The organism is Methylobacterium sp. WSM2598, assembly GCF_000379105.1.
In the GTDB taxonomy this organism is placed as follows: domain Bacteria; phylum Pseudomonadota; class Alphaproteobacteria; order Rhizobiales; family Beijerinckiaceae; genus Methylobacterium.
In genome coordinates this window covers 2990274-3013752 of record NZ_KB900609.1, presented here as the reverse complement: position 1 = coordinate 3013752, position 23479 = coordinate 2990274, and the positions used below count along the sequence as shown (strand labels likewise).

Genomic DNA, 23479 nt, shown 5'->3' with positions numbered 1-23479 from the left:
GGGACGGCGGATGTGGGCTTTCGCTCAGGCGCCGCGCGGGCGCGTGATCCGGGATCCGCTTGGATCGACCGGATCCCGGATCAGACCAGCCGGCTCTGCACCACCGCCGCCTCGATGAAGGACTTGAACAGCGGGTGCGGTTCGAAGGGCCGCGACTTCAGCTCCGGGTGGAACTGCACCCCGATGAACCAGGGATGGCCCTCGACCTCGACGGTCTCCGGCAGGAGCCCGTCCGGCGAGGTGCCGGAGAAGCGCATCCCCTTCGCCTCCAGCCGCTCGCGATAGGCCATGTTGACCTCGTAGCGGTGGCGGTGGCGCTCCTGGATGACCGTGTCGCCGTAGATCCGCGCGATGCGCGAATCCGGGGCGAGCGCCGCCGTGTAGGCGCCGAGCCGCATCGTGCCGCCGAGATCGCCCTCGGCCGCGCGCTTCTCCAGCTCGTTGCCGCGCATCCACTCGGTGAGCAGGCCCACCACCGGCTCGGGGGTCGGGCCGAACTCGGTCGAGTTCGCCGCCTCGATCCCGGCGAGGGAGCGCGCCGCCTCGACGACCGCCATCTGCATGCCGAAGCAGATGCCGAAATACGGGATCTTCTTCTCGCGGGCGTAGCGGGCCGCGCGGATCTTGCCCTCGGCGCCGCGCTGGCCGAAGCCGCCCGGCACCAGAATGCCGTTGAGTCCCTCCAGGAACGGCGCCGGATCCTCCCGCTCGAAGATCTCGGCCTCGATCCATTCCAGGTTGACCTTGACCCGGTTGGCGATGCCGCCGTGGGTGAGCGCCTCGATCAGCGACTTGTAGGCGTCCTTGAGGCCCGTGTACTTGCCCACGATGGCGATCGAGACCTCGCCCTCGGGGTTCTTCACCCGCTCCGAGATGGTGCGCCAGCGCGCGAGCTTGGGCGCGTTCGCGGCCTCGATGCCGAACAGGGCCAGCACCTCGCGGTCGAGCCCCTCCTCGCCGTAGGAGAGCGGCACGTCGTAGATCGACTCGACGTCCCGGGCCTCGATCACCGCCGATTCGCGCACGTTGCAGAACTGGGCGAGCTTGCGGCGCTCCTCGCGCGGGATCGGCCGGTCGCAGCGGCAGAGCAGGATGTCGGGCTGGATGCCGATCGAGCGCAGCTCCGCCACCGAGTGCTGGGTCGGCTTGGTCTTCAGCTCGCCCGCCGAGGGAATGTAGGGCAGCAGGGTCAGGTGGATGTAGGCGCACTGGCCGCGCGGCAGCTCCTGGCCGAGCTGGCGGATCGCCTCGAAGAACGGCAGGCCCTCGATGTCGCCGACCGTGCCGCCGATCTCCACCAGCACGAAATCGTAGGCCTCGTTCCCGTCGAGGACGAATTCCTTGATGGCGTTGGTGACGTGCGGGATCACCTGGATCGTGGCGCCGAGATAGTCGCCGCGCCGCTCCTTGGTGATGATGTCGAGGTAGATGCGGCCGGTGGTGATGTTGTCGGCCCGGGTCGCCGGCACGCCGGTGAAGCGCTCGTAATGGCCGAGGTCGAGGTCGGTCTCGGCGCCGTCGTCGGTGACGAAGACCTCGCCGTGCTGGGTCGGGCTCATCGTGCCCGGATCGACGTTGAGGTAGGGGTCGAGCTTGCGCAGGCGGACCTTGTAGCCGCGCTCCTGCAGGAGGGCCGCGAGGGCCGCCGAAGCGAGGCCCTTGCCGAGGGAGGACACCACGCCGCCGGTGATGAAGACGAACCGCGTCATGGGGCCTGCTCCATACAACGGCGGGGCCGAAACGCCAACCGCCGGGGCTCAAACGGGACCGGATCCGGGCGGCGGGGCCGGCCGGATCCACGTGCGGGATCGGGGCGGGCGCGGGGCCCGCCGCTCGTCTCGGCGAAGCGGGGACTCCGTCCGGCTCAGCGCGACTGGGGCGCCGCCGGGGCGGCGGGCGCGGCCGGGGCCGCGGGCGCGGCGGGCGCCGGGGCGGCCGGGGCCGCGGGCGCGTCGCCCTGCTGCTGGCGCAGCTGGTCGAGGAGGTTGCCCGAGGGCGGGGCCGCCGGCTGCCCCGCCGGGGCGCGGGTCTGGCCGGCGCCCTCGAAGATCGAGCGCGGCGCGGCGGTGCGGTGCGACAGGATCGCCAGCACCATGCTGGTGGTGAAGAACAGGGCCGCCAGGATCGCGGTGGCGCGGGTGAGCGCGTTGGCCTGGCCGCGGCCGGTGAGGAACCCCTGCGTGCCGCTGCCCCCGCCGCCGAGGCCGAGACCGCCCTCGGAGCGCTGCAGCAGCACGACGGCGATCAGCGCGAGCACGATGATCAGGTGGACGACGATCAGGACGGTCTGCATCGGGTTTCCAGGGGCGGCACCGCCGAGGGAGCGCCAACGTGCCTATGGCCGGCGCGCCGCCAGGGCGCCCGGGCCTCGAATTCGGGGGGTCCGTACACGAGAACGCCCGGCAGGCCAAGCGCGGCGCGGTGTCGTGGGGCGGGATGCCCTGCCGCGGCGCCGACCCGTCCCGCTCAGGCGTAGGCCGCCGCGATCCCCAGGAAATCCTCCGCCTTGAGGCTGGCGCCGCCCACCAGCGCCCCGTCGACGTTCGGCACCGCCATCAGCTCGGCGGCGTTCGACGGCTTCACCGAGCCGCCGTAGAGGATGCGCAGCCCCTGCCCCTCGGCCCCGAGCCGCTCCGTGAGGTCGCGGCGGATCAGCCCGTGCACCTGCGCCACGTCGGCGGGGGTGGGCGTGAGCCCGGTGCCGATCGCCCAGACCGGCTCGTAGGCGATCACCGTGTCGGCGGCCCGCGCCCCCTCCGGCAGCGAGCCGGCGAGCTGGCCGCGCACCACCTCGAGGGTGCGGCCGGCCTCGCGCTCCGCCCGGGTCTCGCCGACGCAGATGATCGCCACGAGCCCCGCCCGGTGGGCGCCGAGCGCCTTGGCGCGCACCTCGGCATCCGTCTCGTGCTGGTCGGCGCGCCGCTCCGAATGGCCCACGATCACGTGGCTGGCGCCGAGATCCGCCAGCATCTCGGCCGAGATGCAGCCCGTATGGGCGCCGCTCGCCGCCGCGTGCACGTCCTGGCCGCCGATCCGCACGGGCGAGCCCGCCGCCGCCTCCGCGAAGGCGCCGATCAGCGTCGCGGGCGGGCAGACCAGCACGTCGGCGCGCGAGGCCAGCGCCGGCGACAGCCCGGCGATCACCGCCTCCAGGACCGCGCGCGAGGCCCGGGTGCCGTTCATCTTCCAGTTCCCCGCCACAAGCGGACGCGGTCGCTCGCCTGCCATGCCGTCCCTCCGATCCCGTGCGTAGCCGGTAACAGACACCCTCAGCGTGCGCAAACCGCGACGGCGCCCGGCCTTTCCGCCGTGGCGCGGATCGGCTATCGCGTGCCCTTCGGATAAGAGGCGCCCGCGCGCAAGCGGCCGCCGGCTCGTCGAGGACGTCGATGCTTCAGGGGTTCCGCGCCGCCAGCGAGAGCTGGCTCGGCAAGATCGTCATCACGGTCGTGTTCGGCCTCCTGATCGCGGGCCTCGCGATCTTCGGCATCGGCGACATCTTCCGGGGCGGCGGCACCGCCGCGGTCGCCACGGTGGGGAGCACCAAGATCTCGGCCGAGGCCGTGCGCAGCGCCTACCAGAACCAGATCCAGCGCCTCGCCCGGCAGGCCCGCCGGCCGATCACCCCGGACCAGGCCCGGGCGCTCGGCCTCGACCGCGAGGTGCTGAGCGCCCTCGTCACCGAGGCGACCCTCGACCAGAAGACCCGCGAGCTCGGGCTGCGCGTCGGCGACGACGCGGTGATCCGCCTCATCAAGGAGGAGCCGGCCTTCAAGGGGGCGAACGGCGCCTTCGACATCGGCGTCTTCAACGACACCCTGCGGCAGGCCGGCCTCAGCGAGGCGGCCTTCGTGCAGGAGCAGCGCGCCGTCGCGGCCCGCCTCCAGCTCGCCGAATCGCTCACCGCCGACCTGACGGTGCCGCTCGCGGTGCGCGACGCGATCCACCGCTACACCACCGAGCGGCGCTCCGCCGCCTTCATCCTGCTGCCCGAGAGCGCGGCGGGCGAGATCCCGGCGCCCACCGAGGAGGAGGCGAGGACCTATTACGAGGAGCACAAGGGCGGCTTCCGGGCCCCGGAGATCCGGGGCGTGACCATCCTGGTCCTCGACCCGACCACCCTCGCCAAGCCCGACGCCGTGACGGCGGAGGAGGCGCGCGCCCGCTACGACGCCGACAGGGGCCGCTACGGCACGCCGGAGAAGCGCACGATCCAGCAGATCGTCTTCCCCAACGAGGCGGACGCCGCCGCGGCGCTCAAGCGCATCCGCGACGGCGAGGCGCCCTTCGAGTCGATCGCGGGCGAGCGCGGCCTCGACCCCAAGAGCCTCGATCTCGGCACCTTCACCCGCGCGGAGCTGTTCGACCCGGCCGTGGCCGACGCCGCCTTCGCCCTGCCGCAGGGCACGGTGAGCGAGCCGGTCAAGGGGCGCTTCGGCACCGTGCTGCTGCGCGTGACCGCGATCGAGCCCGGCAGCATCAAGCCCTTCGAGGAGGTGGCCGACCAGATCCGCACCGAGATCGCCCGCGAGCGCGCCCGGGACGGCCTGGAGAAGGTGCACGACGCCATCGAGGACCAGCGGGCCGGGGCCAAGCCCCTGACCGAGATCGCCCGCGAGCGCGACCTGCCCCTGGTCACCGTCCCGGCGACGGACGCGCAGGGGCGCGACCCGAAGGGCCAGCCCGTCGAGGGCCTGCCCGACAAGGACGCCGTGCTGCCCGCGATCTTCCGCTCCGAGATGGGCGCCGACAGCGAGGCCCTGCGCACCCGCGCCGGGGGCTATCTCTGGTACGACGTCACCCGGATCGACCCCGCCCATGACCGCCCCCTCGACGAGGTGCGCGACCAGGTCGCCGCCCAGTGGAAGGCCGATGAGGTCGAGAAGCGCCTCGCCGCCAAGGCCCGCGAGGCGGCCGAGTGGCTCGACAAGGGCGAGACGATCGAGGCCGTGGCCGCCGCCTACGGGGTGGAGGCGCGGCATGCGAGCGACCTCGCCCGCGGCCGGGCCAAGGACGGCCTCACCCCGGAGAGCGTCGGGCGCATCTTCGCCACCGCGGTCGGCAAGACCGGCTCGGCCAGCGCCGGGGACAAGGTCAGGGCCGCCTTCAAGGTCACCTCCGCCACCGTGCCGCCGCTCCCGTCGGGGCCGCAGGGCAGCGTCGAGCAGCAGTACCGCCAGGCGCTGGCCGACGACGTCCTCGCCGAGTACATCGCCGACGCCCAGAGGCAGGCCGGCGTCTCGGTGAACGAGGCCGCGTTCCGGCGCGCGATCGGCGGAGAATACTGATCCCGCGGGCTCAGGCCCCGAACCTCCGGCGCAGGGCCCGGCGCCCTCAGCCCCTTCCCCGGCTCGACCCATGCTCGTCACGCCCCCGCTCGACGCCGCGCAAGCCGCCCTCGCGGCCGGCACGCCCGTGCTCCTGCGCACCACGCTCGTCGGCGATCTGGAGACCCCGGTCGCGGCCTTCCTCAAGCTGAGGGCGGGGCGCGAGGGCGCGGCCTTCCTGCTCGAATCCGTCGAGGGCGGCGCCGTGCGCGGGCGCTACTCGATGATCGGCCTCGACCCCGACCTCGTCTGGCGCTGCGGCGGCGGCCGGGCCGAGCGGGCCGACGCGCCCGCCCTCGACCGCTTCGTCCCCGACGACCGCCCGCCGCTCGAGAGCCTGCGCGCCCTCATCGCCGAGTGCGCCCTGCCGCGGGACCCCGCCCTGCCGCCGATGGCCGCGGGCCTGTTCGGCTATCTCGGCTACGACATGGTGCGGGAGATGGAGCGGCTCGCCCCGCCGAAGCCCGACCCGATCGGCGTGCCGGACGCCATCCTGGTCCGCCCGACCGTGATGGTGGTGTTCGACGCCGTGCGCGACGAGATCGCGGTGGTCACCCCGGTCCGCCCCGCGGCGGGCGTCGCGCCCCGCGCCGCCTGCGAGGCCGCCCTCGCCCGGCTGGAGGCGGTCGCCGAGGCGCTCGAAGGGCCGCTCCCCGTCGAGGCCCGCGCCAACCCGGCCGAGATCCCGGCCCCCTCCCCGGTCTCGAACACCGCGCCGGAGGCGTTCCACGCCATGGTGGCGCGGGCCAAGGAGTACATCGCGGCCGGGGACATCTTCCAGGTCGTGCTCTCGCAGCGCTTCGAGGCGCCCTTCGCGCTGCCGGCCTTCGCGCTCTACCGCGCGCTGCGCCGGGTGAACCCGGCGCCCTTCCTGTGCTACCTCGATTTCGGCGCCTTCCAGATCGTCTGCTCCTCGCCCGAGATCCTGGTGCGGGTGCGCGACGGCAAGGTCACGATCCGCCCGATCGCCGGCACCCGCCGCCGCGGCGCCACGCCCGAGGAGGATCGGGCGCTCGCCGAGGAACTTCTGGCCGACCCGAAGGAGCGGGCCGAGCACCTGATGCTCCTCGATCTCGGCCGCAACGACGTCGGGCGGGTGGCCGAGATCGGCAGCGTGTCGGTCACCGAGTCGTTCTTCCTGGAATATTACAGCCAGGTGATGCACATCGTCTCGAACGTGGAGGGCCGGCTCGACCCGCGCCACGACGCGCTCGGCGCCCTGGTGGCGGGTTTCCCGGCCGGCACCGTCTCGGGCGCCCCGAAGGTGCGGGCGATGCAGATCATCGACGAGCTGGAGCGCGAGAAGCGCGGCCCCTACGCGGGCTGCATCGGCTATTTCGGCGCGGACGGGCAGATGGACACCTGCATCGTCCTGCGCACGGCCGTGGTGAAGGACGGCCGCATGCACGTCCAGGCGGGCGCCGGGATCGTGCACGATTCCGATCCGGCCTCCGAGCAGCAGGAATGCGTCAACAAGGCGAAGGCGCAGTTCCGGGCCGCCGAGGAGGCCGTGCGCTTCGCCGCCCAGGCGCGGCGGGGGCAGTGAACCGAATGCCGGTCATCCCAGGGCGAGACGTCGGGACCCATGCGCGTCGTGTCGAACAAGGCCCTGGTCGCGTTCGCGGCCCGTCACCCGGGTGCCGGCGCTCCGCTGCAGGCATGGCGCAGGATCATCGAGGCCGGCGATTTCGGCACCTTTGCCGACCTGAAACGCAGCTTCAACGCCGTTGACCGCCTCGGAAAATTCCACATCTTCGACATAGGTGGAAACAAGTTCCGGCTCATTGCGACGGTTCACGACAATTTCTGAAACCGGCCCCCTCGCGCGCCGGCCCGCCCGCTTCGCGGCATCGCGGCCCCCGGCTGCCCCTTGACCGCGCCCGGCCCACCGCCCAAACCGGCCCGGACCGCGAGCGCGAGCCATGGCCGACATCCTCGTCATCGACAATTACGACTCCTTCACCTGGAACCTCGTGCACCTGATCGGGCCGCTGGTCTCGGGCATCACGGTCCTGCGCAACGACGAGATCACCGTGCCGGAGATCCGCGCCCGCGCCCCGGACGCCCTGGTGCTGTCGCCCGGACCCTGCACGCCGAGCGAGGCCGGCATCTGCCTCGACGTGGTGCGGGAGCTCAGCGACGAGATCCCGCTCTTCGGCGTCTGCCTCGGCCTCCAGGCGATCGGTCAGGCCTTCGGGGGCGAGGTGGTCCGCGCGCCCGCGCCGATGCACGGCAAGGTCTCGACGGTGGAGCACCGCGCCACCGGGCTCTTCCGCGGCATCAACGGCCCCTTCGCGGCCACCCGCTACCACTCGCTCATCATCGAGCGGGCGAGCTGCCCGCCGGACCTCGTGGTCACGGCGGAGGCGGACGGGCTCATCATGGCGCTCGAACATGCGAGCCGGCCGGTCCACGGCGTGCAGTTCCACCCCGAGAGCATCCTGTCCCAGCACGGGGCGCGCATGGTGCGGAACTTCCTCGATCTCGCCGCGGCCTGGAACGCCGCCCGGCGGGGTGACAAGCGCGCCGCCGCGGTGCATTGACGCCCCGACAGGAAAGCCGCGCCGAGACATCAAGGCCCGTCATGGATTCGTTCAAGCCCTACCTGGCGAAGGTCGCCACGGGTGCGGCGCTCACGCGCGAGGAGGCCCGCACCGCCTTCGACCACCTGCTCTCCGGCGAGGTGACCCACGCCCAGGCGGGCGCCTTCCTGATGGCCCTGCGGGTGCGCGGCGAGGCGCAGGACGAGATCGTGGGCGCGGCGGGCGCCCTGCGCGAGCGCATGGTGCGGGTGGTCGCGCCCGCGGGCGCCATCGACATCGTCGGCACCGGCGGCGACCATTCGGGCAGCTACAACGTCTCGACGCTGGCCTCCATCCTCACCGCCGCCTGCGGCGTGCCGGTGGCCAAGCACGGCAACCGCGCCGCCTCGTCGCGCTCCGGGGCGGCCGACGTGCTGGCGGCGCTCGGCGTCAGGCTCGGGCTCGATCCGGAGGGGCTGGCGCGCTGCCTGGAGGAGGCGGGCCTCTGCTTCATGTTCGCCCAGGCCCACCACGCCTCGATGCGGCACGTGGCGCCGGTGCGGGTCGAACTCGGCACCCGCACCCTGTTCAACCTGCTCGGGCCGCTGTGCAACCCGGCCGGCGTGGCGGGCCAGCTGCTCGGCGTCTACGCGGGCTCGCTGGCCGAGCCCCTGACCCGGGTGCTCGCCGATCTCGGCAGCCGCCGGGTCTGGACCGTGCACGGCTCGGACGGGCTCGACGAGATCACCACCACGGGCCCGACCGCCGTCGTGGCCCTGGAGGACGGCGCGATCCGCCACTTCACCATCGACCCGCGCGAGGTCGGCCTGGCGCTGGCGAGCCCGGAGGACCTGCGCGGGGCGGATCCGGAGCACAACGCGGCGGCGCTGCGGGCCGTGCTCGACGGGGCGCGCACCCCCTATCGCGACATCGCGGTGCTCAACGCGGGCGCGGCCCTGGTGGTGGCGGGCGCCTGCGCGGGCCTCGGCGAGGGCGTGGCGCGGGCCGCCCAGGCGATCGAGACCGGGGCGGCCCGCGCCGTGCTGGCGCGCCTCGTCGCCGTCTCCAACGCCTGACCGGTCAAGAGGGGGTTGCCCGTGTTCGAGCCGAAGAGCCCTGCGCCCGCCGACCGGCCGGCCTCCGCCGCCCGCCCGGACGTGCTGGCCCATATCGAGGCCTACAAGCGCCGCGAGATCGCCGAGGCGAAGCTGCGCGTGCCCCTCGCCGAGCTGGAGCGCCGCGCCGAGAAGGCCGACCCGCCCCGCGGCTTCGCGGAGGCGATCCGGGCCGATCTCGCGGCGGGCCGCCCCGCCCTCATCGCCGAGATCAAGAAGGCCTCCCCCTCCAGGGGGCTGATCCGCGCGGATTTCGACCCGCCGGCGCTGGCCCGCGCCTACGCGGAGGGCGGCGCCACCTGCCTGTCGGTCCTCACCGACGAGCCCTCCTTCAAGGGCCGGCCCGAATACCTGACGGCGGCCCGGCAGGCCTGCCCGCTGCCGGTCCTGCGCAAGGACTTCCTGTTCGAGCCCTACCAGGTGGTGGAGGCCCGGGCCTGGGGGGCGGATTGCATCCTGGTCATCATGGCGAGCCTCGACGACGAGGAGGCGGCCGCGCTCGTCGCGACGGCGCACGACCTCGGCATGGACGTGCTGGTCGAGGTGCACGACCGCGCCGAGCTGGAGCGGGCGCTCCCCCTCGGGACCCGGATGATCGGCATCAACAACCGCGACCTGCGCACCTTCGAGGTCTCGCTGGAGACCGCGCTCGCCCTGCGGCCCCTGGTGCCGGAGGACCGCATCGTGGTGGGCGAGAGCGGCATCGCCGGCCATGCCGACGCGCAGCGGCTCGCCCGGGCGGGCATCCGCACCCTCCTGGTCGGCGAGAGCCTGATGCGCGAGGCGGACGTGACGGCGGCGACGCGGCGGCTGCTGTTCGGGGAGCCGGCGGGTTCGTGACCGTCGCGCCGATCGGCCCGCGGCCGATCCGGCCCTCCCTCGGCCGGCGCCGCGCCCCATCTCTCCGACGGCACGCGGTCGATCCACGGAGCGGTACCCCATGGCGAGCCTGACCCACCTCGACGCGACCGGCGCCGCCAACATGGTGGACGTCTCCGACAAGGCCGCGACGGCCCGCACCGCCCGGGCGGAGGGCGCGATCGTGATGCGGCCCGAGACCCTGCGCCTCATCCGCGAGGGCGATGCCAAGAAGGGCGACGTGCTCGGCACCGCCCGGCTCGCCGGGATCATGGCGGCCAAGCGCACCCACGACCTCATCCCCCTCTGCCACCCGCTCCTGCTGTCCAAGGTGCGGGTCGAGTGCGAGCCCGACGCGGCCCTGCCGGGCATCCGCATCACCGCCGAGGTGAGGGTCCAGGGGCCGACCGGGGTCGAGATGGAGGCGCTCACCGCCGTCTCGGTCGCCTGCCTCACCGTCTACGACATGGTCAAGGCCGCCGACCGGGGCATGCGGATCGAGGGGATCCGGCTCCTCGAGAAGAGCGGCGGCCGCTCGGGCTCCTACGCGGCGGATCCCGCGTGAGCGCGCTCCTGCCCGTCGCGGAGGCGCTCGCGCGCATCCTCGCCGGCGCCGCCACGGTCGCGGCCGAGACGGTGCCGATCGGGCGGGCCGCCGGCCGCACCCTCGCCGAGGAGGTGCGGGCCCTGCGCACGCAGCCGCCCTTCGTCACCTCGGCCATGGACGGCTACGCCGTGCGCAGCGCCGACCTCGCCGGGGCGCCGGTCACGCTCCGGCTCATCGGCACCAGCGCCGCCGGGCACGGCCTGCGCGGTCCGGTCGGCCCCGGCGAGGCGGTGCGCATCCTCACCGGCGCGCCGATGCCGGAGGGCGCCGACACGGTCGTCATCCAGGAGGATGCGGAGGCGCGGGGCGAGAGCGTGCGCCTCCTCGTCGCGAACCCGCCGGGGCGGCACCTGCGCGGCAGCGGCCTCGACTTCCGGCAGGGCGACCTGCTCCTGCCCGCCGGCACCCGCCTCGACGGGCAGCGCCTCGCGCTCGCCGCCGCGGGCGGACACCCTTCGCTGCGCCTGCGCCGCCGCCCGCGGGTGGCGATCCTGGCGACGGGCGACGAGCTGGTGCGGCCCGGCGAGCCCGCCGCCTGGGACCAGATCGTCGCCTCGAACGGCCTCGCGCTCGCGGCAATGGCCGAGGAGGCCGGGGCGGAGGCGGTCGATCTCGGCATCGCGGGCGACCGCTTCGCCGACCTCGAAGCCGCGATCGGCCGCGCCCGGGAGGAGCGGGCCGACCTCCTCGTCACCCTCGGGGGCGCCTCGGTCGGCGACCACGACCTCGTCCAGTCGGCGCTGGTGCGCCAGGGCCTCGCGCTCGGCTTCTGGCGGGTGGCGATCCGGCCCGGCAAGCCGCTGATGCACGGGCGGCTCGGCCCGATGGCGGTGCTCGGCCTGCCCGGCAACCCGGTCTCGTCGGTGGTCTGCGGCCTCGTCTTCGTGCGCCCCCTGGTCCGGGCGCTCCTCGGCGATCCCGAGGCGGGGGCCGACCGCAGCGAGCCGGCGATCCTCGGCCGCGACCTGCCGGAGAACGACGCCCGGCAGGACTACATGCGGGCGCGGCTCGAACCGGGCGGCGACGGGCTGCCCCGCGTCCATCCGGCGCCGCGCCAGGATTCCTCGATGCTCTCGGTGCTGGCCACCGCGGAGGCGCTGCTGGTGCGCCCGCCCCACGCCCCCGCCGCGAAGGCGGGCGAGCCCTGCCGGATCCTGCGGCTCGACCGGGCCGGCTGAGCGGCGGGCCGGCGGGCGCCGCCCGGCTCCGCCCCTATTGCCGCCGGATCGCGCTCGTCGGTTCCCCCTTGTCGAAGGCGGTGATCGCGGCCCGGCACTGGGCCGACAGGCGTCCGCGGTTGCGCTCGAAGCAGCGCTCGACCTCGGGACTGTCCGGGTCGGCCCCCGCGCAGAGCCGGAAGTAATCGCTCGCGCAGTTCATCTGCAGGCCCGGATCGTCGCGCTGCGCGAGGGCCGGCGTGATCGTGAAGGTGAGGAAGGCCGCGAGGGCGGCCGAGGCACGAAGCGACGAAACCAAGAGAGAATCCCCGATTGCAGGTCGGGTCCTAAGGTTAGGAGGGGGACCGGCCCGGGCAAGCGCATCCGCGCCACAGCGCCGCGGCGTCTCTGCCTCGTCCGAGCCCGCCGCGGCGCGCGCGGCTCCGACGCCTCGCTCGCGCGCCCGTCCGCCGGCAGAAATCCTCCTCGACGGCGAAGCTAAAGGCAAAGTTTCTCGATTAAGATTGGCTGAATATCTTTTTCAGATCTCATTAAAGCCGGGGTCTTTAGTGCGGCATCGGAGACCGAATGCGGCCATCGACGCATTCATGACGGAACACGAGGGAAGCGGCGAGGGGACGGGGTCGGCCGGGTGAGGATCCCCGGCCCGTCCCTCGGGGATCCCGCTGCCGCGCGCCGCGGCCGCGGCGGGACCGGGGAGCGGTGCGGAGGAGGAAGCCCGATGACCGGCGTCGACCCCGAGATGCGCGGGCTCCTGCTCGGGGCCATCCCGGCCCTGCGCGCCTTCGCCTACTCCCTCACGCACGACCTCGACCGCAGCGACGACCTCGTGCAGGAGACGCTGGTGCGGGCCTGGACCAAGGCCCACACCTTCGCGCGCGGCACCAACCTGACGGCGTGGCTGTTCACGATCCTGCGCAACGTCTTCTACTCGGAGCAGCGCAAGCGGCGGCGCGAGGTCGAGGACGTGGACGGGGCGCGGGCGGCGCGGCTCTCGGTGCTGCCGGCCCAGGAGGCGCATCTGGAGTTCGGCGCGTTCCGGGCCGCCCTCGCCGCCCTGCCGCCGCAGCAGCGGGAGGCCCTGGTCCTGGTGGGCGCCCAGAGCTTCACCTACGAGGAGGCGGCCGCCATCTGCGGCGTGGCGGTCGGGACGATGAAGAGCCGGGTGAGCCGGGCGCGGGAGCGGCTCGCCGAGGCGCTCGGCCTCGAAGGGCCGGAGGAGCTCGGCCCGGACGCGGCCACGCGGGCGGCGCTCGGCGAGCCCTGAGCGGACCGAGCCGGCCCGGCGTTGCCGCCGCCCCTCCCGCCGTGCTAGAGCGACGTCCGTTCCGGGTCGACCGGGTTTCGCGCTAGATCTTTGTTTTCTTAGCGCATTTTCTGCGTCCGACCGACATCCGCGGCCGTGGATGATGCGCCGGCGCCTCACCCGCGCCGGCCCCACGGACGTCCTCGCAGGGGTCAGCCACGTGCCGAAGCGCCGGATCAAGCTCCTCGCCAAGCTCGGCCGGAAGATCCGGTCGGTGTCCTGGCGGTTCGGGAGGGACGCCTTCGACCCCGACTTCTACGCGCAGCTCTATCCGGACCTCTCCGGCCTGAAGCGGCACGCCCTGCGGGAGCACTACGTCCGGCACGGCCGCGCCGAGGGCCGCTTCCCGACGCGCGACGCCTACCTGGCGGACCTGACAACGCGCCACGGCGCGCTGCCGGAGGATTTCAACCCCGGCCTCTACGGCGACCTGAATCCCGACCTCGCCCGGCGCTTCACGCGGGACTGGCAGTTCACCGCGCATTTCCTCAAGCACGGGCGTGAGGAGAAGCGGCTCTACGCCCTCGACATCGCGGCGGAGGCCGAGACCTTCGCGCGGCTCGCCGGGGCCGAGCCGCGCGAGGGCTTGGCGCTGTTCACGGGCTTCCTCGCCGCGCACGGCCTGGCGCCGGGCCGCTGGCTGCGGCGCTTCGACCTCGCCCAGTTCATCCACCTGAACGCCGACTGGCTCCCTGCGCCGCCGCGGACCCGGGCGGAGGGCATCCGCCTCTTCGTCGAGCAGGGCATCGACCGCCTCGCCCCGATCCGCACCGACGCGATCTTCGATCCGGCCTTCTACCGGGCGACCTACCGGGTGGAGGGAGCGGCCGACGACGCGGCGCTCTACCGGCACTGGCTGCGGCAGGGCATCGAGCAGGACTTCGCGCCGAACGAGGCGGCCCGCATCGCCCTGCTGATCGGCGAGAGCGCCTTCCCGGCCGCCTTCGCGGTGGAGACCTATCGGGCGTCCCTGCCCCGCGGCGCGATGAGCCGCACCGACCTCTTGGAGCACTGTCTCGACCACGGCTTCCCGGAGGGCCGCCTGGACGTGGTGACGGGGCCGGAGGCCGCGGCCTTCCTCACCCTGGTGGGCCTGCGCTGCCTGCTGCGCCAGCGCTTCGCGCTCGCCCGCCGGGCCTACGACGAGGCGATCGCGCGCGGCGGCCCGACCGCCCGCCGGCTGCACGGCCGCGGCGAGGCCGCGCGGGCCCTGGGCGACCTCGCCGCCGCGGCCGCCGATTACGCGGCCGCCGCGGCCGACCCGCGGTCGAGCCTCTGGAGCCACATCCACGCCGCCGAGTGCCTGGCCGCCACCGGAGATCTGCCGGCCGCCTGCGCGCAGATCCGGGCCTCGTCGCCGCGCTGGATCAAGGACGCGCGCTGGCGCGAGGCGGGGCTCGGCATCCTCGGCCGGGCCTTCGACGCCGCCTGCGAGGCCGCCCGCGCGGAGTACCGCCAGGGCCGCCGCGCCGAGGCCGACGCCCTCCTGGACGAGGCCCTGAACCGGCTCGCCGCCGACCTCCCCCTCGCCGCCCCCTTGCCCGTCCCCTTGCCCATCCCCTCGCCGCGGCCGACCGTCGCCATCCTGGCCAACCTCGATCTGCCCCAGTGCGTCCACTACCGCGTCGAGCAGCGCCGCCGCCAGCTCGAGCACGCCGGATGGACCGTCCGCGTCTTCCCCCCCGACCAGGCCCGGGCCTTCCGCCAGGCCCTGCACGCCGCCCGCGCCGCCCTCTTCTACCGCCTCCCCGCCTTCCCCGACATCCTCCACAGCATCCTCTACGCCCGCGCCCTCGGCCTGCCCACCTTCTACGACGTCGACGACCTCATCTTCGACGCGCGCTGCTACCCCGACCCCTTCGACAGCTTCGAGGGCCAGATCTCCCCCGAGGACTACGTCGGGCTGCAGTTCGGCGTGCCCCTGTTCCGCTTCGCCCTCGCCCAGTGCGACGAGGGCCTCGCCTCCACCCCGGCCCTCGCCGAGGCCATGCGCCCGCTCCTGCGCACGGGCCGCTGCCACGTCCTGCGCAACGGCCTCGACCAGCGCAACGCCCCCTTCCTCGACCGGCCGGACCCCGCCCCCGCCCGCCCGGAGGCGCCCGTGACGCTGTTCTACGGCTCGGGCACCAAGGCGCATAACCGCGACTTCAACGCCCTGGCCGGCCCGGCCCTGCTGCGCCTGCTGGAGCGCCACCCGCAGCTGCGCCTGCTGATCGCCGGCCACCTCACCCTCGATCCCGCCTTCGCGGCCCACCGGGACCGGATCCGCCGCCTCGGCTTCACCGCGCAGGTGGAGGATTACTGGGAGATCCTGTCGGGGGTCGACGTGAACCTGGCGGTGCTCGCCCCCGGCGCGGCGGCGGACGCCAAGAGCGAGATCAAGTGGCTGGAGGCGGCGGTGGCCGGGGTGCCCTCGGTGGTGAGCGGGACGCGCACCTACCGGGAGATCCTGGTCGAGGGCGAGGACGTGCTGTTTGCCGACACGCCCGAGGAGTGGGCCTCGGCGCTGGAGCGGCTGGTGGGGGATGCCGGGCTGCGGCGGCGGATCGGCCTGGCGGCGCGGCGCAAGGCGCGGCGGGATTACGGGCTGGCGGCGGGGGCGGGGCGGGTGGCGTCCGTGCTGGCGCGGCCGGCGGCGCCCGCCGTGGCGGCGGCGCGGCCGCGGATCCTGCTGGTGAACGTGTTCTTCCCGCCCCAGACGATCGGCGGGGCGACGCGGGTGGTGCGCGACAACCTCGACCACTTCCTGGCGGCGGCGGGGGAGCGCTACGCCTTCGCGGTGGCGGCGAGCGACGAGGGGGTGCAGCCGGCGGGCCGGGCGCGGCTGGACGGCTACCGGGGGGTTCCGGTGCTGCGGCTGTCGACGCCGCTGGAGCCCGGGATGGACTGGCGCCCGTTCAACCCGGCGCTGGGGGCGCTGTTCGGGGAGTTCCTGGACCGGCTGTGCCCGGACCTGGTGCACTTCCACTGCGTGCAGCGGCTGAGCGGGTCGGTGGTGGAGGCGGCGCAGGCGCGGGGCCTGCGGCACGTGGTGACGGTGCACGACGGCTGGTGGATCTCGGACCACCAGTTCCTGCTCGACCGGGACGGGCAGGTGGTGCGTCCCTCGCCGGACCTGCTGGAGGCGGCCTCGGACGCGCCGCACGGGGCGGGGGCGCAGCTCCTGCGGCGGCGGCGGCTGGGGCGGCTTCTGTGTGGGGCGGACCGGGTGCTGGCGGTGTCGGAGAGCTTCGCGGGCCTGTACCGGGCGGCGGGGTTCCCGGAGGTGCGCAGCGTGCCGAACGGCCTGTCGCTGGGGCGGGTGCCGGCGCGGCGGGCGGGGCGGGGTCCGCGGGTGCGGCTGGGCCACGTGGGGGGTCTGGAGGCGCACAAGGGGGCGCCGCTGCTCGAGGTGGTGCTGCGCACGACGCCGTTCCGGTGCCTGGGCCTGACGCTGGTCGACCTGTCGCGGGAGCCGGGCTCCGCGAGCGAGGAGGTGTGGGGGACGACGCCGGTGCGGATCGTGGGCCCCGTGGCGCAGGAGGAGATCGGGGGGTTGTACGGGGAGCTTGACGTGCTGCTGGTGCCGTCGCTGTGGCCGGAGAGCTTCGGTCTCGTGTCGCGGGAGGCGCGGGCGTTCGGTCTGTGGGTCGTGGCGAGCGACCGGGGCGCGGTGGGGGAGGAGGTGCGGCCGGGGGTGGACGGGTTCGTGATCGACGTCTCGACGCCGGGCCCGCTGCGGGAGGTGCTGGGGGCGATCGACGCGGATCCGGCGCGGTTCCAGGCGCCGCCGCCGCCCGGCCCGCCGCTGCGCCGTGCGGCCGACCAGGGCGACGACCTGCTGCGGCTCTACGACGAGATCCTGGGTACGAAGCGGCCGGCCGCGGGGCGCCCGGCGGCCGAATAGGCCGCCGGACCGGCCGCGTCATGCCGACGGTCACGGCTCATGACCGCGGGTTCCGCGCTCCGTCGGATTTCGGACCGACGGCCCGAAGCGTCAGCGTCCTTCGCCGTCGGCGTCAGGCCTCGAGGTGGCGGCCGGGCAGGAGCCGCCAGAGCAGTCCGCCCCTGAGGCCGAGCAGCATCGAGGCGACGTAGAAGCCCCCCGCCGTGAGCACGATCGCGGGCCCGCTCGGCAGGTCGCCGTAATAGGAGACCAGGAGGCCGGCGAAGCTCGCCGCGAGGCCGATGCTCATGGCGACCGGGATCAGCCCGGAGAGATCGGCGGCCCAGAACCGCGCGCTCACGGCCGGCAGCAGCATCAGCCCGACGGCGAGCAGCGTGCCGAGCGCCGCGAACCCGCCGACGAGGTTGAGCACGACGAGGCCCAGGAAGGCGTAGTGGACCGGCGCGCTCGCCCGGCTCACCGAGCGCAGGAAGAGCGGATCGACGCATTCGAGCACGAGGGGCCGGTAGGCGGCGGCGAGCCCGAGCAGCGTGACCGCCGCGATCGTGCCGAGGAGCAGCAGCGCCGCGTCGTCGAGGGCCAGCACCGTGCCGAACAGGATGTGCAGGAGATCGACCGAGGTGCCGCGCAGCGAGATCATCAGCACGCCGGCGGCGAGCGCCAGCAGGTAGAGGGCACCCAGGCTGGCATCCTCGCGCAGCTCCGTCGCCCGCGAGACGGCGCCGGCCAGGAACGCCACCGCGAGCCCCGCCGCGAGGCCGCCGAGCGTCATCGCCGGCAGCGACAGCCCGGCCAGCAGGAAGCCCGCCGCGGCGCCGGGCAGGATGGCGTGGCTCATCGCCTCGCTCATCAGGCTCATGCGGCGCAGGGTGAGGAAGACGCCGACCGGGGCCGCGCTCACCGACAGCGCCACGCAGCCCGCGAGCGCCCGGCGCATGAAGGCGAAGTCGGTGAAGGGGGCGGTGAGGAGGTCGATCACGCGGCGTGCTCGCAGTCCTGAGGCCCGCTTGCCTGCGGCCCGCTTGCTAGCGCTCCCTGCCCGTGCGAGGCCGCCGCGGGAGGAGCATGGTCGTGCGCGCCGTGGGCATGTGCGTGGCCCGGGGCGGGCGGGCCGTGCGGGGCGCCGCCGCGGCAGACAGGGGCGGCCTCGTCCCAGGCCTCGCAGAGCTGGCGCGCCCGGCGCAGGTTCGCCGCCGTCAGCACCGCCTCGGTCGCGCCCCAGGCCACGACCTCGCGGGCGAGCAGCAGGGCAGAGGGGAAGTGGCGCTGCACCTGCTCCATGTCGTGCAGCACCGCGATCACCGTGCGCCCCTCCGCCCGCCAGCGCTCCACCAGCCCGAGGAGGTCGGCGGTGGTCCGGCCGTCGACGGCCGCGAAGGGCTCGTCGAGGAGGACCGCGCGCGCATCCTGCAGCAGCACGCGGGCGAACATGGCCCGGCGCAGCTGGCCCCCCGAGAGGGTGCCGATCGGCCGCCGCTCGAAGCCGGTCAGGCCGACCGCGGCCAGCGCCTCGTCCCGCGCGGCGCGGTAGGGCCGCAGGCTCCGCCAGGGCCCGACGCGGCGCCACAGCCCCATGGCCACGAAATCGTCCACGCTTATGGGGAAGCCGCGATCGATCTCCGCCGCCTGGGGCAGGTAGGCGATGTCGCGCCGCCGCAGGCCCGGATGCTCGATGCGCCCTTCGAGGGGCGCGACCTCGCCGATGATGCCCTTGAGCAGGGTCGATTTGCCGGCCCCGTTCGGGCCGATCACGGCGAGCGCCGCCCCGGCCGGCACCACCCCGTCGAGATGGTGCACGGCCGGGTGCCGATCGTAGCCGAGGGTGAGGCTCCGGAACGCCAGCGCGCCCGCGGCGAGGGATGCCGTCATGCGCCGATCGCCCAGGCAATCACCCCCCAGACCCCCGCCGCGAGCAGCCCGGCCAGGGCGAGCCGCGGCGCGAGCGCGAGCCCGAGCAGGGAGCGGGGCGGAGCGGATCCCGGATTGCGGTGGGCGGACCCGTGCGGCAGGGCTTCCATCGCGGCCTCTCCTCGTGCGATCGGGGCGGAGGGCTCGTCGCCCGCGCAGGTGCCGTCCCGGCCCCCATCTGCTAGACGGGCGGGGCGCCCTTGACGGCCGGAACCTGTTACACTGTAACATATCGGGCGTGTCAACCGGAGAGCGGAGATGAGCGAGCCTGCGGGGACGGACCATGGCTGCGGCGAGGGCCGGGCGGGTCTGCGCGCGCGGGCCGAGCGCCTCTGCCGCGAGCGCGGGCTGCAATTCACGCCGCTGCGCCAGCGGACGCTGGAGGTGATCGCCGGCGAGGCGCGCCCGCTCGGGGCCTACGACATCGCCGAGCGCCTGAGCGCCCCGGGACGGCGGGTGGCGGCCGTCTCGGTCTACCGCGCCCTCGACTTCCTCACCGAGAACGGCCTCGTGCACCGGATCGCGAGCCGCAACGCCTTCGTGCCCTGCGAGCACGCGCATCACGAGGGCGAGGGGGTGGTGTTCCTGATCTGCCGCGCCTGCGGGGCGGTGGACGAGACCAGTTCCGAGGAGATCGAGCGCGGCCTCGACCGCACCCTCGCCCAGGCGGGCTTCCGCCCGGCGAGCCGCATCGTCGAGATCGAGGGCGAGTGCGGCGCCTGCCAGGAACGCGGCGCTGAGCGCGGCGCGGAGCCCGGGGCGGAGCCGGGCAAGGCCTGATCCCGCGCGGGGCGCCCGCCCGGTCCGGCCGCCCAGCCCGCAACCGTGAGGACGCCAAACTTTCGCGCCCGTCAGACCTGCGGCGGATGGGCGCATGCGCGCCCGGCCCCGGCAATCCCGCGGGCCCGGTTTCCTAGCGCAGAAATACTCCTCACCAGTAGTGTCACGGGCCTTCCACCCTCCCCGCGAGATCCCGCGCGGCCTCCCGAGACGCGTTGCAAGACAACGGCTTGGGATTGAGTCCGGCCCGTCTCCCGAGTGGGCGCTTTTCGCCCTTCTTCCCGCCGCCGGATCTCACGGACGGCCGCGATGATCCCGGTATACCAGAGCGCCGGGCCCGAAGGACGCGGAACCGAAGCGATTTCTTCCTGTTGAGGGCCGGACCAACGCAGCGGAAGAGGCGGAAGGCGGAACGTGACCGAGGGCGTGGAGCGATCGGATTTGCGGCAGATCATCGCCGGACTGAGCGAGGGCGTGATCCTGGTCGAGCCGGATGAGCGGATCACCTGGGCGAACGCGGCCGCCCTGGCCATGCACGGGGCCGGGAGCCTCGACGAGCTCGGGCGCAGCGTCGCCGATTACCGGGCGCGCTACACGCTCCGCGACCGGAACCACCGCGCCCCCGAGCGCGACCCGATCGAGCGGGTGGTGGCGGGCGAGACCATCCGCGACGTCGTGGTGGAGGTGCGGCGCGCCGACGATCCCGAGACCGGCTTCGTGCAAAGCCTGCGCAGCCTCGTCGCCACGGACCGGGCCGGCCGGCCGAGCTGCCTCGCCCTGATCCTCAAGGACGTGTCCGGCGAGGTCGAGGCCGAGGAGCGCTTCGAGAAGACCTTCAACGCCAACCCGGCGCCGGCCGTGATCTGCCGCCTCTCGGACCTGCGCCACGTCAAGGTGAATGCGGGCTTCCTGAAAATGACCGGCTACGCCCGCGAGGCGGTGATCGGGCGCAGCGTCTACGAGGTCGACGTGCTGGCGGGTGCCCAGAACCGCGACCTCGCGATCCAGCGCCTCAACGAGGGGGCGACGATCCCGCAGATGGAGGCCTGCCTCGACCTGCCGGACGGCTCGACGCGGTTCGTGATCGTGGCGGGCCAGCCGATCGAACTCGGGGACGAGCCCTGCATGCTGTTCTCGTTCGCGGATCTCGAACTGCGCCGCAAGGCCGAGACGGCCCTGCGCCGGAGCGAGGAGCGCTTCGCGAAGGCCTTCCGGCTCACGCCGGTCCCGACCGTGCTGGCCCGGGCGTCGGACCTCGCCGTCACGGCGATCAACGAGGCGTTCACGCGGGTCTTCGGTCTCGGCGAGGATCGGGTGATCGGGCGCTCCCCGGCGGAGATCGGGCTCTTCGCCTCCGAGGCGGACCGCCTCCGGGTCGAGGAGGCGATCCGCCGCTCCGGCTTCGTGCAGGGGCTCGACGCCTGCCTGCGCCACGAATCCGGCGCCGCGCTCGACTGCCTCGTCTCGGCGGAGCGGATCGAGATCGGCGAGGAAGCTTGCGCGCTCCTCGTCCTGCAGGACAATACCGAGCGCAAGGCGACCGAGCGCGAGCTGTTCGAGGCGATCGAGACCGTGATGGCCGACACGTCCTGGTTCAGCCGCGGCCTGATCGAGAAGCTCGCCAGCCTGCGCCGGCCCGGGCGCGACGGCCAGCAGGACGGCGCGCCCAAGCTCACCGCCCGCGAGCGCCAGATGCTGTCGCTGATCTGCGCGGGCCTCGACGACGGGGCCATCGCCCGCCGGCTCGGCCGCTCCCGCAACACCGTGCGCAACCACGCCGCCGCGCTCTACCGCAAGCTCGGCGTCCACAAGCGCACGGAAGTCATCCTGTGGGGCTGCGACAACGGATTCCCGCTCGGAAGCACCGCTACGCAGTCGTCTTCATACTAGTACATTTCTACTATTGAAGATCGATGCGGCGTTTCTACATGATGAGTGCGCGCAGTTCTTGCCGGTGATCCGGAATAACTGTTGGGCAGACCATCAAGACATCCGGTCAAGGTCGCGGAGTGACCTGGACACGGTCGGTCGCGGCGTGTCGCCGATCGCGGCGCGACGCCTGCAGCAAGCGAAGGAGAGAGACATGGTCGATACGGATCGCATCACCGGGGCCGCCCGGGAGCTCGGCGGCAAGGTGCAGGGCGCGGTCGGCGACCTCGTCGGGTCGCACCGCGACTCGGCCGAGGGCCGCTTCCGCGAGGCGCAGGGCCAGGCGGAGAACCTCTACGGCCAAGCCAAGGACGCGGTGCGCCACGTCGCCCAGGAGGCGGCGGATTACGCCGAGGACGCCTACGCGCAGGGCAGCGGCGCCCTGCGCCACGGCCGGCGCGAGGTCGGCGCCCAGGTCGCCGAGTACCCGGTCGCCGCGCTGCTGATCGCCGGGCTGGTCGGCTACGGCCTCGCCCTCCTGGTGCACGGGCGCCGCTGACGGCGCCCCCCAACTCTCGCCCCCAAATCTCGCCCCACGACTCGGAGCATCATCGTGGCTTCCTCCTCCACCCTCCCGTCCCTCGCCGCGAGCGACACGCGGGCCGTCGCCCTCAACCAAGTGTCCTGGGGCGCCGTGATCGCGGGCGCCGTGACGGCGCTGGTGGCGCAGATCATCCTCAACATGGTCGGCCTCGGCATCGGGCTCGCCAGCCTCGGACCGAGCGCCGCCGACAATCCGGCCGCCTCGACCTTCTCCCTCGGGGCGGGGCTGTGGTTCGTGGGCTCGGGGATCGTCGCCTCGCTGGCGGGCGGCTTCATCGCCGGGCGCCTGTCGGGCAAGCCGCTCGCCGGGGCGGCGGGGCTGCACGGCCTCGTCTCCTGGGCGGTGACGACCCTCGTGGTGCTCTACCTCCTGACCTCCGCGGCCGGCAGCCTGGTGGGCGGCGCCCTGACGGGCGTGGCGACCACGCTGGGCGGGGCCGGCACCCTCGTGGGCGGCACCGTGCAGACGGCCGCCCAGGCCGCGAACCCCCTCGAGGGCATCGAGGAGAAGGTGCGCCAGCAGGCGAACGGGCAGGACCCGCAGGCCCTGCGCGACGCCGCGGTCGCGGCGATGCGCGCCGTGCTGACCGGTGATCCGGCGCAGAAGCAGCAGGCCGAGGCCCGCGCCGCCGACGCCCTCGCCAAGGCGCAGGGCATCCCGGTCGAGCAGGCCCGCCAGCAGGTGCAGGATTACGAGACCCAGTACGCGCAGGCGGTCGCGACGGCCAAGACGAAGGCGCAGGACGCCGCCGTCGCGGCGAAGTCGGCCGCCACGCAGGGGGCCTTCTCGGCCGCCATCGCCCTGATCCTCGGGGCCGTCGCGGCCTTCCTCGGCGGTCTCGCCGGCAGGGTCTCCCCGCTCGCCGCCGCCGAGGCGCATCGCCTCTGATCGGCGGGAGGCCCGCGGGGCCGACGGGCCCCGGGGCTCCTTCCCGGCCGCCGCGCGGCCATCCCTCCCTCACTTCCGGAGACACGCGATGAGCAGCACCACCGACAAGCTCAAGGGCCTCGCGAACGAGGCGGTTGGCAACGCCAAGCAGGGCGTCGGCCAGATGACCGGCAATGACAAGCTCGTGGTCGAGGGCAAGGCGCAGGAGCTGAAGGGCGAGGCCCAGCGCGCGGTCGGCGAGACCAAGGACGGGATCGCCTCCGCGGCGGACGCGATCAAGAGGAAGCTCTGACCGGATCCCGGCCGGCGGTCCCCGCCGGCCCCTTCCCTCTCGCGGACAGGATGGACGACATGAACAGCGACGGGCTTCACGGCGGCGCCCGCCACCTCAAGGGCCGGGCCCAGACGGTGCTCGGCGGCCTGACCGGCGATCCGGGCCGGCAGGTGCGCGGGGCCGTGAACCAGGTGCTCGGCGGCGCGCAGTCCGCGTACGGCCAAGCCCGCGACCGGGCCGAGGATTGGATCGACGACGGGGCCGCACTCGCCGGCGAGGCGCGCAGCCGCGGCGCCGCCTACGGCCGCCGCGCCCTCCGCCACGCGGAGAACCACCGCGCCGCGACGCTCGTCAGCC

The 23479-nt window shown here is 74.2% G+C and carries 23 protein-coding genes (1 of these 23 running past the window's edge); 16 read left to right on the top strand and 7 right to left on the bottom strand.

The features are described 5' to 3' along the window. Positions 1-80: 80 nt before the first annotated feature. The 3 genes from MET2598_RS0114095 to tpiA all read right to left on the bottom strand — a co-directional run bounded on the left by MET2598_RS0114095 (position 81) and on the right by tpiA (position 3228). Entirely contained in the window at positions 81-1709 is a 1629-nt protein-coding gene (locus MET2598_RS0114095) for a CTP synthase (protein WP_012335103.1), read from the bottom strand. 155 nt (positions 1710-1864) lie between these two features. Further along, positions 1865-2293, bottom strand: coding sequence for a preprotein translocase subunit SecG (secG, locus tag MET2598_RS0114090; protein WP_012335102.1), 429 nt, complete (start codon positions 2291-2293; stop codon positions 1865-1867). Positions 2294-2466: 173 nt separating this feature from the next. Next, positions 2467-3228 carry a triose-phosphate isomerase gene (gene tpiA / locus MET2598_RS0114085; protein WP_012335101.1) on the bottom strand — a complete coding sequence of 254 codons (762 nt, stop codon included), beginning with the start codon at positions 3226-3228 and terminating at the stop codon, positions 2467-2469. A 161-nt stretch (positions 3229-3389) separates the two neighbouring features. Between tpiA and MET2598_RS0114080 the strand changes: the two genes are divergently transcribed. From MET2598_RS0114080 to MET2598_RS0114045, 8 genes are all read left to right on the top strand, one after another. Further along, complete coding sequence (locus MET2598_RS0114080; RefSeq protein ID WP_018261254.1) at positions 3390-5288, top strand: peptidyl-prolyl cis-trans isomerase; 1899 nt, start codon at positions 3390-3392, stop codon at positions 5286-5288. Positions 5289-5358: 70 nt separating this feature from the next. Further along, a complete protein-coding gene (trpE, locus tag MET2598_RS0114075; RefSeq protein WP_018261253.1) occupies positions 5359-6873 on the top strand; it encodes an anthranilate synthase component I in 1515 nt (504 codons plus the stop codon). Positions 6874-6912: 39 nt separating this feature from the next. Further along, positions 6913-7137 carry a type II toxin-antitoxin system HigB family toxin gene (locus tag MET2598_RS0114070; RefSeq protein ID WP_012335098.1) on the top strand — a complete coding sequence of 75 codons (225 nt, stop codon included), beginning with the start codon at positions 6913-6915 and terminating at the stop codon, positions 7135-7137. A 112-nt stretch (positions 7138-7249) separates the two neighbouring features. Further along, positions 7250-7870, top strand: coding sequence for an anthranilate synthase component II (locus tag MET2598_RS0114065; RefSeq protein ID WP_018261252.1), 621 nt, complete (start codon positions 7250-7252; stop codon positions 7868-7870). 41 nt (positions 7871-7911) lie between these two features. Beyond that, positions 7912-8925: an anthranilate phosphoribosyltransferase gene (gene trpD / locus MET2598_RS0114060; RefSeq protein ID WP_012335096.1), complete on the top strand. Its 1014-nt coding sequence runs from the start codon at positions 7912-7914 to the stop codon at positions 8923-8925. Between the two features lie 21 nt (positions 8926-8946). Continuing rightward, positions 8947-9804 (top strand): indole-3-glycerol phosphate synthase TrpC, encoded by an 858-nt coding sequence (trpC, locus tag MET2598_RS0114055; protein ID WP_012335095.1) that lies wholly within the window; start codon positions 8947-8949, stop codon positions 9802-9804. 100 nt (positions 9805-9904) lie between these two features. Further along, positions 9905-10387 (top strand): cyclic pyranopterin monophosphate synthase MoaC, encoded by a 483-nt coding sequence (gene moaC / locus MET2598_RS0114050; RefSeq protein ID WP_012335094.1) that lies wholly within the window; start codon positions 9905-9907, stop codon positions 10385-10387. Continuing rightward, the gene (locus tag MET2598_RS0114045; protein WP_018261251.1) at positions 10384-11607 is read left to right on the top strand and encodes a molybdopterin molybdotransferase MoeA; all 1224 of its coding nucleotides are present in this window, start codon (positions 10384-10386) and stop codon (positions 11605-11607) included. The genes moaC and MET2598_RS0114045 overlap by 4 nt, the downstream gene beginning before the upstream one ends. 34 nt (positions 11608-11641) lie before the next feature. On the opposite strand, the gene MET2598_RS0114040 is transcribed toward MET2598_RS0114045, so the two are convergent. Then, entirely contained in the window at positions 11642-11905 is a 264-nt protein-coding gene (locus MET2598_RS0114040; RefSeq protein WP_012335092.1) for a hypothetical protein, read from the bottom strand. A gap of 423 nt (positions 11906-12328) precedes the next feature. On the opposite strand from MET2598_RS0114040, the gene MET2598_RS0114035 reads away from it, so the two are divergent. Then, positions 12329-12874, top strand: coding sequence for a sigma-70 family RNA polymerase sigma factor (locus tag MET2598_RS0114035; RefSeq protein ID WP_012335091.1), 546 nt, complete (start codon positions 12329-12331; stop codon positions 12872-12874). A gap of 139 nt (positions 12875-13013) precedes the next feature. After that, positions 13014-16799: a glycosyltransferase gene (locus tag MET2598_RS0114030; protein WP_018261250.1), complete on the top strand. Its 3786-nt coding sequence runs from the start codon at positions 13014-13016 to the stop codon at positions 16797-16799. Between the two features lie 112 nt (positions 16800-16911). Here MET2598_RS0114030 and MET2598_RS0114025 read toward each other — a convergent pair whose 3' ends face one another. Genes MET2598_RS0114025 through MET2598_RS42155 form a run of 3 tightly spaced genes read right to left on the bottom strand, consistent with a single transcriptional unit; the run spans position 16912 to position 18817 of the window. Then, positions 16912-17778, bottom strand: a complete 867-nt coding sequence (locus MET2598_RS0114025; protein ID WP_012335089.1) for a metal ABC transporter permease — start codon at positions 17776-17778, stop codon at positions 16912-16914. Further along, the gene (locus MET2598_RS0114020; protein WP_018261249.1) at positions 17775-18668 is read right to left on the bottom strand and encodes a metal ABC transporter ATP-binding protein; all 894 of its coding nucleotides are present in this window, start codon (positions 18666-18668) and stop codon (positions 17775-17777) included. Before MET2598_RS0114020 ends, MET2598_RS0114025 begins: the two co-directional genes overlap by 4 nt. Beyond that, complete coding sequence (locus MET2598_RS42155) at positions 18665-18817, bottom strand: hypothetical protein (protein WP_018261248.1); 153 nt, start codon at positions 18815-18817, stop codon at positions 18665-18667. Before MET2598_RS42155 ends, MET2598_RS0114020 begins: the two co-directional genes overlap by 4 nt. Before the next feature lie 148 nt (positions 18818-18965). Here MET2598_RS42155 and MET2598_RS0114010 point away from each other — a divergent pair, with 148 nt between their 5' ends. The 6 genes from MET2598_RS0114010 to MET2598_RS0113985 form a co-directional block, all read left to right on the top strand. Further along, positions 18966-19487 carry a Fur family transcriptional regulator gene (locus MET2598_RS0114010; RefSeq protein WP_012335086.1) on the top strand — a complete coding sequence of 174 codons (522 nt, stop codon included), beginning with the start codon at positions 18966-18968 and terminating at the stop codon, positions 19485-19487. A gap of 414 nt (positions 19488-19901) precedes the next feature. Beyond that, the gene (locus tag MET2598_RS0114005; RefSeq protein ID WP_018261247.1) at positions 19902-21377 is read left to right on the top strand and encodes a helix-turn-helix transcriptional regulator; all 1476 of its coding nucleotides are present in this window, start codon (positions 19902-19904) and stop codon (positions 21375-21377) included. A 193-nt stretch (positions 21378-21570) separates the two neighbouring features. Continuing rightward, positions 21571-21915 carry a CsbD family protein gene (locus MET2598_RS0114000; protein ID WP_018261246.1) on the top strand — a complete coding sequence of 115 codons (345 nt, stop codon included), beginning with the start codon at positions 21571-21573 and terminating at the stop codon, positions 21913-21915. Positions 21916-21969: 54 nt separating this feature from the next. Next, entirely contained in the window at positions 21970-22848 is an 879-nt protein-coding gene (locus tag MET2598_RS0113995; protein ID WP_018261245.1) for a hypothetical protein, read from the top strand. 88 nt (positions 22849-22936) lie between these two features. Further along, positions 22937-23140 (top strand): CsbD family protein, encoded by a 204-nt coding sequence (locus tag MET2598_RS0113990; RefSeq protein ID WP_018261244.1) that lies wholly within the window; start codon positions 22937-22939, stop codon positions 23138-23140. 59 nt (positions 23141-23199) lie between these two features. Then, positions 23200-23479, top strand: partial view of a CsbD family protein gene (locus MET2598_RS0113985; RefSeq protein ID WP_018261243.1) — the 5' portion only. The gene runs 59 nt beyond the window's last position; 280 of the gene's 339 nt are visible here — the first part of the coding sequence; the start codon lies at positions 23200-23202; its stop codon lies off the right edge, out of view.

Coding starts and splice junctions, on each gene's coding strand:
- MET2598_RS0114020 (WP_018261249.1), bottom strand. CDS start 18,668: ATGACGGCATCCCTCGCCGCGGGCGCGCTGGCGTTCCGGAGCCTCACC.
- moaC (WP_012335094.1), top strand. CDS start 9,905: ATGGCGAGCCTGACCCACCTCGACGCGACCGGCGCCGCCAACATGGTG.
- MET2598_RS0114030 (WP_018261250.1), top strand. CDS start 13,014: ATGATGCGCCGGCGCCTCACCCGCGCCGGCCCCACGGACGTCCTCGCA.
- MET2598_RS0114035 (WP_012335091.1), top strand. CDS start 12,329: ATGACCGGCGTCGACCCCGAGATGCGCGGGCTCCTGCTCGGGGCCATC.
- MET2598_RS0114065 (WP_018261252.1), top strand. CDS start 7,250: ATGGCCGACATCCTCGTCATCGACAATTACGACTCCTTCACCTGGAAC.
- MET2598_RS0114080 (WP_018261254.1), top strand. CDS start 3,390: ATGCTTCAGGGGTTCCGCGCCGCCAGCGAGAGCTGGCTCGGCAAGATC.
- tpiA (WP_012335101.1), bottom strand. CDS start 3,228: ATGGCAGGCGAGCGACCGCGTCCGCTTGTGGCGGGGAACTGGAAGATG.
- secG (WP_012335102.1), bottom strand. CDS start 2,293: ATGCAGACCGTCCTGATCGTCGTCCACCTGATCATCGTGCTCGCGCTG.
- trpE (WP_018261253.1), top strand. CDS start 5,359: ATGCTCGTCACGCCCCCGCTCGACGCCGCGCAAGCCGCCCTCGCGGCC.
- MET2598_RS0114070 (WP_012335098.1), top strand. CDS start 6,913: ATGCGCGTCGTGTCGAACAAGGCCCTGGTCGCGTTCGCGGCCCGTCAC.
- MET2598_RS0114095 (WP_012335103.1), bottom strand. CDS start 1,709: ATGACGCGGTTCGTCTTCATCACCGGCGGCGTGGTGTCCTCCCTCGGC.
- MET2598_RS42155 (WP_018261248.1), bottom strand. CDS start 18,817: ATGGAAGCCCTGCCGCACGGGTCCGCCCACCGCAATCCGGGATCCGCT.
- MET2598_RS0114010 (WP_012335086.1), top strand. CDS start 18,966: ATGAGCGAGCCTGCGGGGACGGACCATGGCTGCGGCGAGGGCCGGGCG.
- MET2598_RS0114000 (WP_018261246.1), top strand. CDS start 21,571: ATGGTCGATACGGATCGCATCACCGGGGCCGCCCGGGAGCTCGGCGGC.
- MET2598_RS0113990 (WP_018261244.1), top strand. CDS start 22,937: ATGAGCAGCACCACCGACAAGCTCAAGGGCCTCGCGAACGAGGCGGTT.
- trpD (WP_012335096.1), top strand. CDS start 7,912: ATGGATTCGTTCAAGCCCTACCTGGCGAAGGTCGCCACGGGTGCGGCG.